The following is a 13,735-nucleotide window of genomic DNA, read 5'->3' on the forward strand; positions in this document are numbered from 1 at the left end:
TATTGTTAAGTTTGAAGTTAAAATTGAATAGTGAAAGGCTCCTTACTTACTTTATGGACAAGGGTTGTACCATCATAAGTAAGAAGCATTTAAGCTATGTAATCTTTACAGTCGCACCTTTAATAACTAAGTTTTTTATAGCTAGGATTTTTTATAATTGAACCTCGATATTGCCCTCTTTAACACGTGTTTTATAAGTCGCCACTGAGACTTGATCACTTTCTAAACATGAACCATCAATTAAATTAAAACGTTGTTTTTTTAATGGTGAAGCAACCCATAACTGATCTTTATGCTCACAAAGAATACCGCGAGATAGGACATTTGATCGTGCAAAGGGGTCCATATTATCCATTGCAAATATCTGTTGATCATCACGAGGACGGAAGATAGCAACTTGCTTACCATCAATTAAGGCACAAACGCCTGTTGCTGGGTAAATACTGCCTAATGCACAAACTTGGTTCCATTTACTCATTATATTTCCTCCAAGTTAATAGTGTAAGTTGGGGCTTTTTCTTCAATAAATGCTGGGCGTTTTTGACCACGTGCAGGCGTGAACACAACATTATCATCTTGTTGATCACTATTAATGAAGTGTGAGAAACGCGATAACTGCTGTTGGTCTGATAGCGCAGTTGTCCATTCACATTGGAAGCTATTAATGGCTTCAGCCATCTCTCTTTCGAGCTGATCATTAATACCTAATTTGTCATTCATGATCACTTCTTGTAAGTATTCAATCCCACCTTCAAGATTCTGTAACCATACTGACGTGCGTGTTAACTTATCGGCTGTACGTACATAAAACATCATGAAACGGTCTAAGTATTTAACTAACGTTTCTTTATCTAAATCAGAAGCTAATAATGATGCATGTTGTGGCTTCATACCGCCATTACCGCATACGTAAAGATTCCAACCAGAGTCTGTTGCAATAATGCCGACATCTTTACCCTGTGCTTCAGCACATTCACGAGTACAACCTGATACACCAAATTTTATCTTGTGTGGTGTACGTAAGCCTTTGTAACGATTTTCAAGCTCAACACCAAGACCAACACTATCTTGCACACCAAAACGACACCACGTGCTTCCTACACAGGTTTTAACCATGCGCAATGCTTTTGCATAAGCTTGACCCGTTTCAAAACCTGCATCGATTAGTTGTTGCCAAATATCAGGTAAGTCACTTTTGTGAGCGCCAAATAAACCGATGCGTTGTGCACCTGTTATTTTGGTATAAAGTGCATATTGTTCAGCTACTTTAGCGACGACACCTAATGCCTTTGGCGTCACTTCACCACCAGCCATGCGAGGAATAACAGAATAAGTTCCGTCTTTTTGCATATTGCCTAAGAAAATATCGTTGGTATCTTGTAAACCGTTATGGTCTTGAGTTAACACAAAATCATTCCAGCAAGACGCTAAAATAGATCCCACCGTAGGTTTACAGACTTCACAACCGTAACCTTTACCGTATTTATCTAATAACGTTTTAAAGGTTTTAATGCCGCCAACACGAATCAAATGAAACAGCTCTTGACGAGAGTACTCAAAATGTTCACAAATATGGTTTTTAACTTCCACGCCTTGTTTTTTTAATTCTGCATTCAATATTTGTGTAATAAGCGGAACACAACCACCGCAGCCAGTACCTGCTTTGGTTTCCATTTTGACAGCACCAATGGTTGTATGACCAGCGGCGACTGCTTCAGAGATATCTGATTTTTTAACATCAAAACATGAGCAAACTTGGGCTGTTTCAGGTAAAGCATCTACACCTAAACCCACTTTTTCAGCACCAGAATGACTCGGTAAAATAAGTGCATCGGGGTGTTTTGGTAACTCAATATCATTTAGCTTATATTGCAATAAATCACTGTAGCTACTGCTATCGCCAACTAATACAGCCCCTAATAATTTTTTACCGTCTTCTGAAACAATAAGACGTTTATAGATTGATTTACTGCCATCTAAATACACATAACTTTGACAGTTTGGTGTACGGCCATTCGCATCACCAATGCTACCAACATCAACACCTAACAGTTTTAATTTTGCGCTCATGTCTGCGCCAGTAAATGTATTTTCGTTGCCTAATAATGTATCTACAGCTACTTTTGCCATGTTGTAACCCGGTGCCACTAAACCAAAGAATTTTTCATTCCAAGAAGCACATTCTCCAATGGCAAAGATATTTGGATCAGACGTAATACATTGATCATTAATCTGAATACCACCACGCGGCGCAGTTGCTAGGCCACATTGTTTTGCTAATTTATCTTGCGGGCGAACACCAGTAGAGAAAACGATAAAATCGACTTCTAATTCACTACCATCGGCAAATTGCATGGTATTACGTGCTGTCTCGCCTGATGCAATAATTTCTTTGGTATTTTTACCGGTATGTACGTTCACGCCGATACTTTCAATTTTACTACGTAATATTTGACCACCTTGTTGATCAAGTTGTTCAGCCATTAATACAGGCGCAAATTCAACAACGTGTGTTTCCACTCCCAATGCTTTTAATGCTCCAGCAGCTTCTAGCCCTAATAAACCACCGCCGATAACTGCACCACTTTTACTACGACGAGCAGTACTTTCTATAGCATTTAAATCTTCAATAGTACGATAGACAAAACAATCTTTGCTTTCGTTGCCTTTAATGGTTGGTACCCACGGATAAGAACCTGTCGCCATGATAAGCTTATCGTAAACGATGGCACGACCCGTTTGAGAATGAATCACTTTTTCAGCACGATTAATGGTTAAGGCACGTTCACCAACAAACACTTCGATATTATGTTTTTGGTAATAACCTTCTTTTACTAATGACAATTCATCAGCAGTATGATGAGAAAAGTATGAAGAAAGATGTACGCGATCGTATGCAACACGCGGCTCTTCACAGAAAGTAACGATATCAAAATGCGCTAGACCACCTTTATCAACAAACTCTTCAATAAAACGGTGCCCGACCATGCCATTACCAATAATGACTAACTTTTGTTTACTCATAATTTCCTCATCCACCAGCTAAAACTAAATTCAAGTGAAAGATAACCTACCCCTTCAAACAGAACTTGATAGATATCAATAGAAATCACATAACGCTTAAAATAAGTACGTTTATTTTAAGAAATGCTATAAACCCTACTTTATTTGCGGTCTTTTTATGGTATGGGATAAGTAATATAGGCGTGAGGCTGTATTAATTTCATTATTAATACAGCCTCATAAGAAGATATTATTTGCGAATCAAAAGAAATGAAGTTAACAGATGATATTAAATATATCAGGATAAATAAATTGATAACCTAGCTGTGTTTTTATTTTTTCATTGCACACTATTTTAGAGGCACTTGGCTCTGTAATAAGGCACTCAGGTTCTGGATATCCTAATGATAATGCCATTTTGGTATAATATGACTTTTTAGTGGGATGATTATCAGCACAACCATTAAACACTTCACCCCATGCTTGTTGCTGTAAAATAGTTTCAATTAATTTAATGCAATCAAATTGATGAATTAGGTTCACCTTAGCATAACCATCTTTAATACTTTTACCTCCAGCGAAGAATCTACCGGGATGGCGCTTACGTCCAATTAACCCAGCGAAGCGAATAACTGAACAATCAAAGTGTGCATTATCTGTAAATAACTTTTCTATTTTTCGTAAATTAGTTTCAGTTTCTAAGAGGTCACTTTCTTTACATATTCCTTGGTTATTTCCATAAACCGAAGTAGAGCTAATAAATAAAACGTGTTCAATGGGACTTGTTTCGATTTCAGCCACAAGTTTTTGAAATGCAGGTAATGACTTACTAGTAATATTGATAATAAGTGTATTAGCTTGTAAAAAATCTTGGGCGTTATTTAAATTATCGAGGTCATCTAGGTTATATAAGCTACTTTCTATATCAACCACATAAGATTTAAAGTTCAAATCAGTTAACTGTTTCGCTTTGCTTGCCGTTCGAGTTGATAAGCGCACCGTTTTCCCTGCAACCTGTAAACTACTCGCTAATGGCAAACCTAACCAACCGCTGCCCAATATACTCACCGTATCGTTCTGATTCATACTCATAACCTATTTAAATATTAACTACGATGGAAATGATTGAGAGGCTTTAATCTTCTCACGGCGTATTTTTGTATTAACAACAATATCTTGCTTACCTGAGTCTGATGCTTGTGACCAGCCAGTGATTTCAGTCAAACTACGAAAACAACCTAAACAGATATCTTCTTCATTTAAACAGCAATTTGAAACGCATGGAGAGGCAGGAGTACTCATTTATCTTCCTTAATTAATATTCGGGGGGTAATCATCTTTTATGAACCTCTTGGATCGGTTACAATTTTACTCTCAACAGTCAATTACAAAGAGAAAAAAATGAAAATAATTCGCTGGCTATTAGGCCGTTTAATTTTAGTACTGAACTTTATTTTTGCACCTAAGAAAGTAAAACGCAAAGACGATTTACAACAAAAAGTTGACCAAGAAACAAAGAGCCTACAATTATATCAATTTGCTGCTTGCCCTTTTTGCGTCAAGGTTCGACGTGCGATGCGACGTAATGCGTTAAATATTGAATTAGTCGATGCACAACAACCTGAACACAAAAAGGTACTTGCTGAACAAGGCGGTCACGTAAAAGTACCTTGTTTACGTATAGAAGAAAATAACACCGTTACTTGGATGTATGAGTCATCAGACATTGTTAGCTATCTAGATAAAAGATTCGCTTAATAACTTGAGTACGCGAATCATAACAATATGATTGGCGTACTTTTAATATTTTTAGTGATGATGATGGCGATGTTCTAATAAGCTTTTAGGTAATAACTCCGCAATAAACGCACGCGCGCCTCTACGTAATAATGAAGCAAAATACAAAACAAGAATAATGGCCAAACTAACAAAATGCCACCAAGAAAAATCAGCATCTAACTCACCTAACCACGGCAATGGGAAAGCATCAATATACTCATTTAACGATAATCCAATTAAGAAAGCAGTCACCAGCATCACCATCGCAAAAGCAAAAGCGGCAAAGTAACCTTGTTGAAGCTTTAATTGTTTTAATAAATCTAAACTAATACTTGGTCCAATTAATAAACAAGCAATGGCCGCTCCTGGCGATAAACCCGCAATTAACATCACTGCAATAATAGGTGTCATTCCCGTTGCACATAATGCAAATGGGAAAGCGATAAGCACCATCACTAACACCTGTAACCATAAGGCTTGCTCAAAGAAAGCCCAAGCAGGTGTAGCAGATAAAGTAGCCGCTAACGCCCAACCAAAAATAACCCAAGGTGCAGTGTGATCTAATTGGTGTTGATAACCTTGTTTTATCGCCGTTATAAAGCGTGAAGTTGGATGTCCACCCTGACAACTTTGTGCGACAACAGCAGAGATTGGATTTTTAAAGTGTCTTCCTAATAACCATGCGATTATCGCAGCAAATAAAACCGCAAATACAATACGCAGTAGAACTAATTGCTCACCTAATAACGGTATAGAAATTAAAATAGCGTCAAAACCAATGATTGGAGTCGCAATTAAGAACGCAGTCGCAAAAGTTTGATTCGCTCCTAAGCTTAATAATTGTTGGTGCATTTTACTCGCGGCAGGTGAACAAATAGGTAAAGGAAGCCCATATAAAACACCTTTAATGGCATCTTTAAAGTGACCTTTATTTCCCTGGGCAGGTAACACATTTAATGCCGGTTTAAAGTAATGCATTAACCCACTTAACAAGTAAGCAAATAACAACATAGGTGCACTGTATAAAGCTAATTTACCGAAGTTAACTAGTGTTAATGCTGTATTGTGTTGTTGATGTAGCGCCTCGCTTTCTTCGATACTTTGATTATGATGTATATCTTCATGCTCATGTTCGTCATGGACTTCATCCTCGTGCAGATGTTCATGGCGCCCTGTCCCTTCTTCTACATGTTGCGGCTCATTAGCTTGTGCATGTTCTTCAGCATCATGATCATGAATAAGATTTTCTAAGTGCACCCCGTCATGTTCAACTTCTTGTACAAGAAGGTGAGACTCGTGAGCTTCATGCTCATTCGATACAGCATGATCATGGTTATGTTCTATATAGCCAAGCCAATGTGGTAACAATACAAACCCTAAAACCACTAAACCGAAGAAACTACCGATACCAGCAGCATATTTATGTTCTTTTGTATTACCTTGTTGATGTTTTTTATGATGCTGTAAATAAGGTCTATGCAATACAACATGCATAATAGAGCCCATAACAAAAGCTTGGAACCAAGCAAGTAACTGTCCATCTAATTGAGCCATAGACAGCTCTGCATAAGAAGCCCCCAGTAAAGTGGCTGCTGCCATACTAATTAATACAATAAAGGGTAAAACGACACCATATTGTGGGCGTAACAACCACCAGATAGTCAAACCAACTGGAAAACGATGTAATAAAACACCTAATGCTAATAACCATTCTGTATGGTCAGATTGATTTGCTAATAACACAGTACCATCAAGGCTAGCATGTAGTACTAACCCTAATACACCAAGAAACAAGGTTGTGTTATGCGCTTTATTAGCCGCTTTATGGAAGTATTTTTCTATCAGAGAGGGTGTTAATAGCCCTAAGCCTGTTAAGACCAGAACTAATAAACCACCTTCATATAATAATTCAGGGAGAATATGAAAGAGTACAAGGCCAGATATGCTAACAAATATAAAAGCATCTAATAGATCTAACCAACCAGGTTGTCGTTGTAATAGTCGGTAAGTAACAGGGCCTAAGAATAAGGCCAAAATGCTTAAAATGAGTAACATAAAAAAACCAATTAATTTAAAGATGTTATAATATAACATCTGAAAATAACTGGCTATCAGAAATAACGATAAAAATAATTTAAACTATGGTTAGCATAAAATTATTTATCTCATGACTCAGAAAACATACCAATACCGATGACTAAAGATATCTCTTTTCGATTTATTCTGTAGAAGTGAGAAGAGTGTCCTATGAATTTAAAACTAATGATGTGCATAACGTTCTAGAGTAATGCGACTGCATTAATTAATCTCATGTAATAGTTATACCAATGGAATTAAATAAGTGATCAGAGATTGCGCAGGAAAAATTAACACTAATAAGGCGTGAGTTGTAGGAGATAGTTGTTCTCACTTCAAAACTCACAACGCAGTTAGGGGGGATTTTAACCAGCAAGAATGATCACCTTATTAATTCTTTTGGTATTAAATAAAGTATCGATCTGAGGTTGATAGGAATGCATTAAAAATAAAAAAGTAAGCCGAAGCTTACTTTCAAATAAAATAATTTCTAATGATAGATTTATTACCCAAGCATCAAAAAAAACATCAAGCTAAAAACTTACTTTGCCGCAAACACCAAACCTTCACGATAATATAAGTTAGCCTCTTCAACTTTATCTTGCTGCTCTAATAGAGAAGCTAATAGCTGATAGTCAGCAACATTAGGTAACGTCTTAAGGCTTTCCGTAAGGTGCTTAATAGCTGCATCTTGATTGCCTTCTTTTAGTTTTAAATGTGCTAATGCTTGATTGATATAATCAGCATGTGTTGATTTTTTTAACTGCTTTTCAAGAAAAGTAATAATAGGATAATAATCCGTCACTTTTATTTTTTGAAGATAAGGTAATAATGGTAACGAAAATTGACGTTGTAGTTTATCCAGTAAAAACTCTTGTGCCAACTTCCCATGACCGTTATCAACAAAAGCTTCCAATACAGCTTGTTGATAAGACAGTTCTTTACGCATCCAACGAGCAACATCTTTATACCAATAGTCATTAAGCAGCTGCCCGCTTTCTGAAGCTAATTTTTGGAATAGTTGTTGATGAGCATGAAGCTCTAACGTTGCAAATTCCTGTTCATTTAATCCAGTCAGTTTACGTTGTGAATTAAGTAGAGAGATTAGTTTCCCCCATTCATTGATTGCAGGATAAAGCGTTAAGTAATGTTGTAATATTTGTCTGTTTTTAGGGAATCGTTGATCTAATTCAGTCATGGTCGCTAACGCATTTTCATACTGTTTAGCATCAAGTTGTAGTTCCGCCGATACTAATCCAACAGCTAATTTACAACCTGGATGTTCGTTCGCGAGCTGTAAGTAATCATCACGCTTATTAAACTCACCATTTTTATGTGAAGCACGTGCTGCAGCAATATAAGTCAATGCAGGTGATTCACTACGGTCAGCTGATTTAGATAATAATTTTTGTGCTTGTTTAGTATTTCCTTCTAGTAAAGCAAGCATACCTAATAAGCTATTTTTTTGTGCTTTACGCGTTTTTCGCTGCCCAAACCAACCACGGGTAACACTACTCATCGATAGTAGTTTTCGTAAAACCCACTCTACAACTAGCAATAAAAAATAGAATAAGATTGCAATAAAAGCGGCATTAATAATCGTTGTTTCATAAGTCGTGTAGCTATCGAATGAAACTAAAATATAGCCTTTATGCGCACTTAACTCAGGCGCAAAAATTAATCCGGTGAGTAAGAATATAACAATAATTAAAAGTCCAATCATAATCGTTACTCCGCATTTTCAATAGTGAATGACTTACTAATGCGTTGTTTAAGAATACTAGAAAGTAAAGGCGCACTCTTGAATTGATCTGGATAATCTATTGATACGTTTTGCTTAGTTAATCTTTTAACTGATGTATAAAATTGCTGTGTACTTTTATCTTCCATATCGTAATAAAGAGCAACCAACTTCAATGCATTCTGTAATGCTAAGTCATAGATATCTTGCTGTTCTCTATACACAGCAAATTCAGCTTTCGATAATGCATTTCTTAGGTTTTCTTTTAAGTACCAAGATTGTTCTGGTGAGAGTAAAGCTTCAACAGGTTTATCTCGGTGTGAAATAACGATAAAGCTTTCAATAAATGAATTCCAAGATTTATCAACATTCATTTCCCAGTCAGCAACATCATCAGATACTTCTTTATCTTTAGTCTGATTAATTTCAGGGACTTCTAAGCCAGCTACAACCAATTTATCGATACGACGCTCTAAACTAGATAAGGCCAAAATAACCCCATCAACATCACGTTGAGGTAATGCTTCAAGCATATTAATATCTTCAAGTAATGCTCGACGTAAAGGATTTAAACTAGGATCACCCATTTCAACAATGCGTTTATCTGCCGTACTTAATAAAGCAATAGTTGACTTAAGGTCATGCTCTAACCAAAGTTTACGACCCGATAAATTAATTAAATATTCAACTTCAGACAAGATCCAATCGCTTGGATGACGAATATTAGTTTCAGCAACACTACGTTGTAGGGCTTCCATATCTGAACTGTATAATTTGCTTTTATTTTGAGCATCTAATAATTGAATATTGAGTCGTTCAATTTGTGTTTTAAAGTTGTCATTTAATGACTTACTCTGTAGGAACTGAGTATTTTGTTGTGTGACTTGGGATTCTAATTTGCTCGCTAATGTTTCAATTTTTTGTTGGTAAGTTGTATTATTTACGACATTATTTTTATAAAAATAAAAGCCATAGCCTATAATACATAATAATATGATAATAAAAATCAGAGCAATAATGACTAATAGCCGAGAAGATTTTTTACGCTTTTTATTAACAACATCTTCTTCTGAATCAGGTGTTGTTGATATATTTTGATTTTCAGTATTAGTATCAGTCATAACATTCCTATTTAAACTAATGGGCTATATACAGTTGCCATTATTTACTTTAAAAAATTCCACAATTTGATCTGTATGTAAGCTTGGTAACAACACAATATGTTGAACACCTAATAGTGTCGCCTGTTTAGCGACACGTTCACTTGGGACATAAAATATTAACTCACCTATCCAACTTGTATATTCCTTTGGCACAAGCATAAATAATTGATTTAAAATTTCCACACTACTGATAATAGCACCATTTATAGACGCTTGTTGCCAATTATTAACTAATTCGTGACCATTAAGATCAATCTTGATACGTTTATATGTTTGAAAGAAATCAACTTTTGCACCACGTTCAATTAACGTTGTTTCAAGTAAGTCTCGCCCACCTTCACCACGTAAAATTAAAACACGTTTATTTTTAATTGATTGTAGTACATCAAGATCTAATAAACCTTCACTATCAAATCGAGTTAAAGGGCATAAAACATCTTGGTCTGTCACTTCATTTAATATATTTTGTGTTGATTGACCGACTGCCAAATAACAAGCTTTAGGCCAATCAATATTTATCTGCTGTTGAGCATATCTAACTGCATTACCACTTACGGCGATAACATAATCATAATAACCAGATAAAAATGTATTAAGTGTTTTAGGATCATCTAATGAAGTCACCGTTAATAGTGGCTGTGCAATAGAGAAGCATCCACTATCGTTTAAACTATTAGCAAGTCGCTCTGCATGTGGAGCAAAACGAGTCACTAACAATCGTGGTTCAATTATCACTTATAAACTTCACTTAAAATTTCTTTTGCTCCAGCGTTTAATAGTTGCTGTGCTAATGTTTCACCAAGCTCATGAGCTTGATCAACATGACCGATTAATTCTTTTCTGATGATATTAGTACCATCAACACTACCCACTAATCCACGCAAAAACAGCTGATCACCGTTCATTAAAGCAAAACTACCAATAGGTACTTGGCAACCACCTTCAAGTGCTAAATTCATAGCGCGTTCAGCGGTTACTCGTACACGTGTTTCGCGATGTTCCAAAGGAGCAAGTAAAGCAATAGTTTCAGCGTCATCTAGTCGACATTCAATACCGACAGCACCTTGTCCTACAGCAGGTAAACTTACTTCTGGTTCAATAAAACTCGCAATACGTGATTCCATCTCTAAACGAATTAAACCAGCCGCTGCAAGAATAATAGCATCGTATTCACCATCATCTAATTTACGTAGACGTGTATTTACATTACCACGTAAGTCTTTAATTTTTATATCTGGACGTAATTCACTGATTTGGCATTGGCGTCTTAGACTGCAAGTACCAACAACCGCACCTTCAGGTAGATCTGATAATTGCTTAAAATGATTAGAAACAAAAGCATCACGTGGATCTTCACGTTCGCAAATAATGCTTAATCCTAACCCTTCAGGAAATTCCACAGGTACATCTTTCATAGAATGAACGGCTATATCAGCACGCTTTTCTAAAATAGCGACTTCTAATTCTTTAACGAACAAGCCTTTACCACCTACCTTTGCTAAAGGAGTATCTAAAAGAATATCGCCTTTTGTTTTCATTGGTAATAATTCAACAGTTAAGTCTTTATGGTGCTTCATTAACTCATCTTTAACAAAATTAGCCTGCCACATTGCTAAAGGGCTGTGACGAGTTGCAATACGGATTATTTTTTTAGACATTGTATTCTCTCTAACAAAAGGATAATTAATGCTAACAAAAACAAATTAATGATCCATACAAATATCATAGAAACTGTCAAAGTTGACATTAAAGTATAAATTTAATACATATATATAAGAAAAACCTTAAACCACTTTAGATTTAATTAAAGTCGTAATCTAATCAAATCTAAAAATAATCACATTATTGCAAAGAATGCGGTAAAAAAAGAGGTGTTTATCTATAGAAGTCGAATTAGAAATAATGAGAAAATTAAAAGCACATAGAGGTTTCGAACACTCTAATGCCAATTGCATTAAATAAGCGATCTAAATATTGAGCAGGAGAGATGGTTTAACGTAAGGTATAATACCAAAAGAATTAATAAGGTGATCATCCTTGCTGGTTAAAATCCCCCCTAACTACGTTCTGAGTTTTGAAGTGAGAACAACTATCTTCTACAACTCACGCCTTATTAGTGTTAATTTTTCCAGTGCAATTTCTGATCACTTATTTAATTCCATTGGTATAAGTACACACACCAAAACCCCGCAGCCTAAAGCAAGCGCCACAAAGTCAAAGCTAAACTTTCTTCTAGCCAATAAGGTTTTCAACAAGTGCTATATTTCACCCCATTAACTTCAAGGCTCTAAACACTAAAACGAAAAAATCCCTGCTGACGTCAGTCAACAGGAATTGTCGCGTATTTAAAGTATAGCAAGCTTGGCAATGCAAAGGCGACGCAGCGCTCCAGTACTCATACCAATTCCGATAATTAACTTATCAGATTCGTCCAATCACGATAGCAAAGTGAAATAACTCGTTTTTGATCTTCACAAAATCGATTCCAAGCAATACAGCATTTATCAACAATGTCGTTGTAGTCTTTAAAACAACGATTTGCAATTTCATTCTGTCGTAACCAACTCCACACTTGTTCAATTGGATTAAGCTCCGGTGAATAAGGTGGAAGATGAATGATAGTGAGGTTAGAAAATTGCTCTTCTAAATAAGTTTGATGCCAGCTAGCCTGATCCATAATGATAACTGAATGCTTACCAACTGGCGTCGCATCTGAAATTAATTGTAAGTGCTTCGTCATCACTTCCATATTACTAACAGGTGCAACAATTGCTTCTGTTTGACCTGTATTCACACAAACCGCACCAAAAAGATAAGCATTTTGAAATTGTTGTTGCTGAATTGCTCTAGGTCTTGAGCCTTTTTCCGCCCAAATACGTGTTGTTGTATTGCGTTGTCCAAATCTTGCTTCATCTTGGAACCATACATTGACGTTATCCAAGCTGATATGCCCTGGGATCTTAAGGATCGTTTCTATTTGGAATTTTTTTAAAAGTTTCCTGTGCTTCAATTGATTGTTTCGGGTGCATTGAACGTGTTGTTATCCAACTAAGGTTTAGTTCATGGAGTAAATGATAGATATTAGTTTTTTGATAAGTGACGTTGAAGTTGGTTTCAATATATTCTTTTATATCATTCCCTTGTAAACGACCTCCACCTTTTTTTACTGCGTTATCAATTACATATGTTTTAATTTCCCTTAACTGCTCCTGGGTTAATCGAGATGGTCTCCCGGAATGAGACTTTTCTTTTAATCCATTAAGACCATAAGTTAAATAAGCTTTAACCCATTTATTAACACTGACGCGACTCACTTTTAAATACTTAGCAATCTGTGTTCGACTAAGGCCTTCAGTAAAGTGTGAAACGGCTAGAAGCCTCATACGAAGTCTTGCATTAGATGTAGATGCAATTAATTTAGGGAAATCATGGTCCATAACAACTCCTTTATTAAAGGCATATTAGATCACAAAATTATCGGAATTGGTATCATAAACCTGCCTGTCGGTAAACTCGTCCTACTTCCTGTTTCTACTCTCGAATCATTTAACCGCTAAAACGAAAAAATCCCTGCTGACGTCAGTCAACAGGGATTATCGTATTAGGCGCTTGGCAATGACCTACTTTCACATGAGGAGACCTCACACTATCATCGGCGCAGCTGCGTTTCACTTCTGAGTTCGGCATGGGATCAGGTGGTACCACAGCGCTATTATCGCCAAGCATAAAAAATAAATTAGAAAAGCTAATAGTCGATATGTTCTAATTCTGAAATTGTTTCATCTTACAAACTTATATATATGTAAATATACTTCACAAGCGCTAGTTTAAAGAGTGCCCACTCTCGTCTTGGTAAACACCAACACCACTTAGGTGTTGTATGGTTAAGCCTCACGGGTAATTAGTACAAGTTAGCTCAATACATTACTGCACTTACACACCTTGCCTATCAACGTTGTAGTCTCCAACGGCC

General features: G+C 36.2%; 11 protein-coding genes and 2 rRNA genes. 1 reads left to right on the plus strand and 12 read right to left on the minus strand.

Annotation, left to right across the window (positions count from 1 at the left end):
• Positions 1 to 151 precede the first annotated feature (151 nt).
• From nirD to SP041_RS06550, 4 genes are all read right to left on the minus strand, one after another.
• On the minus strand, positions 152 to 478 hold the full coding sequence (nirD, locus tag SP041_RS06535) for a nitrite reductase small subunit NirD (protein WP_025563518.1): 327 nt from the start codon (positions 476 to 478) through the stop codon (positions 152 to 154).
• A complete protein-coding gene (gene nirB, locus SP041_RS06540; RefSeq protein WP_025563517.1) occupies positions 478 to 3,024 on the minus strand; it encodes a nitrite reductase large subunit NirB in 2,547 nt (848 codons plus the stop codon). Before nirB ends, nirD begins: the two co-directional genes overlap by 1 nt.
• Positions 3,025 to 3,279: 255 nt before the next feature.
• A complete protein-coding gene (locus SP041_RS06545; RefSeq protein ID WP_025563516.1) occupies positions 3,280 to 4,089 on the minus strand; it encodes a hypothetical protein in 810 nt (269 codons plus the stop codon).
• Positions 4,090 to 4,113: 24 nt separating this feature from the next.
• A complete protein-coding gene (locus SP041_RS06550; protein WP_025563515.1) occupies positions 4,114 to 4,305 on the minus strand; it encodes a DUF1289 domain-containing protein in 192 nt (63 codons plus the stop codon).
• Between the two features lie 99 nt (positions 4,306 to 4,404).
• On the opposite strand from SP041_RS06550, the gene SP041_RS06555 reads away from it, so the two are divergent.
• A complete protein-coding gene (locus tag SP041_RS06555; RefSeq protein WP_025563514.1) occupies positions 4,405 to 4,761 on the plus strand; it encodes a glutathione S-transferase N-terminal domain-containing protein in 357 nt (118 codons plus the stop codon).
• A 51-nt stretch (positions 4,762 to 4,812) separates the two neighbouring features.
• Here the strand turns inward: SP041_RS06555 and SP041_RS06560 are convergent, their stop codons facing one another.
• The 8 genes from SP041_RS06560 to SP041_RS06595 form a co-directional block, all read right to left on the minus strand.
• Complete coding sequence (locus SP041_RS06560) at positions 4,813 to 6,837, minus strand: permease (RefSeq protein WP_025563513.1); 2,025 nt, start codon at positions 6,835 to 6,837, stop codon at positions 4,813 to 4,815.
• Positions 6,838 to 7,399: 562 nt separating this feature from the next.
• On the minus strand, positions 7,400 to 8,581 hold the full coding sequence (locus SP041_RS06565) for a heme biosynthesis HemY N-terminal domain-containing protein (RefSeq protein WP_025564778.1): 1,182 nt from the start codon (positions 8,579 to 8,581) through the stop codon (positions 7,400 to 7,402).
• A gap of 5 nt (positions 8,582 to 8,586) precedes the next feature.
• Positions 8,587 to 9,720 carry a uroporphyrinogen-III C-methyltransferase gene (locus tag SP041_RS06570; protein ID WP_025564779.1) on the minus strand — a complete coding sequence of 378 codons (1,134 nt, stop codon included), beginning with the start codon at positions 9,718 to 9,720 and terminating at the stop codon, positions 8,587 to 8,589.
• A 24-nt stretch (positions 9,721 to 9,744) separates the two neighbouring features.
• Complete coding sequence (locus tag SP041_RS06575; RefSeq protein ID WP_025564780.1) at positions 9,745 to 10,497, minus strand: uroporphyrinogen-III synthase; 753 nt, start codon at positions 10,495 to 10,497, stop codon at positions 9,745 to 9,747.
• Positions 10,494 to 11,420 (minus strand): hydroxymethylbilane synthase, encoded by a 927-nt coding sequence (hemC, locus tag SP041_RS06580; protein ID WP_025564781.1) that lies wholly within the window; start codon positions 11,418 to 11,420, stop codon positions 10,494 to 10,496. Before hemC ends, SP041_RS06575 begins: the two co-directional genes overlap by 4 nt.
• 755 nt (positions 11,421 to 12,175) lie before the next feature.
• A protein-coding gene (locus tag SP041_RS06585) for an IS630 family transposase (RefSeq protein WP_137297476.1) occupies positions 12,176 to 13,199 on the minus strand; the annotation gives its coding sequence in 2 pieces (ribosomal slippage) (positions 12,176 to 12,751 and positions 12,753 to 13,199; 1,023 coding nt in all).
• Between the two features lie 170 nt (positions 13,200 to 13,369).
• Positions 13,370 to 13,485 (minus strand): 5S ribosomal RNA (gene rrf, locus SP041_RS06590).
• A gap of 157 nt (positions 13,486 to 13,642) precedes the next feature.
• Positions 13,643 to 13,735: ribosomal RNA gene (locus tag SP041_RS06595) — 23S ribosomal RNA — on the minus strand; the annotation flags it as partial.

It is taken from the genome of Psychromonas sp. SP041 (genome assembly GCF_000470315.2).
Taxonomy (GTDB): domain Bacteria; phylum Pseudomonadota; class Gammaproteobacteria; order Enterobacterales; family Psychromonadaceae; genus Psychromonas.

Coding starts and splice junctions, on each gene's coding strand:
- SP041_RS06570 (WP_025564779.1), bottom strand. CDS start 9,720: ATGACTGATACTAATACTGAAAATCAAAATATATCAACAACACCTGAT.
- nirB (WP_025563517.1), bottom strand. CDS start 3,024: ATGAGTAAACAAAAGTTAGTCATTATTGGTAATGGCATGGTCGGGCAC.
- hemC (WP_025564781.1), bottom strand. CDS start 11,420: ATGTCTAAAAAAATAATCCGTATTGCAACTCGTCACAGCCCTTTAGCA.
- SP041_RS06550 (WP_025563515.1), bottom strand. CDS start 4,305: ATGAGTACTCCTGCCTCTCCATGCGTTTCAAATTGCTGTTTAAATGAA.
- SP041_RS06565 (WP_025564778.1), bottom strand. CDS start 8,581: ATGATTGGACTTTTAATTATTGTTATATTCTTACTCACCGGATTAATT.
- SP041_RS06545 (WP_025563516.1), bottom strand. CDS start 4,089: ATGAATCAGAACGATACGGTGAGTATATTGGGCAGCGGTTGGTTAGGT.
- nirD (WP_025563518.1), bottom strand. CDS start 478: ATGAGTAAATGGAACCAAGTTTGTGCATTAGGCAGTATTTACCCAGCA.
- SP041_RS06560 (WP_025563513.1), bottom strand. CDS start 6,837: ATGTTACTCATTTTAAGCATTTTGGCCTTATTCTTAGGCCCTGTTACT.
- SP041_RS06555 (WP_025563514.1), top strand. CDS start 4,405: ATGAAAATAATTCGCTGGCTATTAGGCCGTTTAATTTTAGTACTGAAC.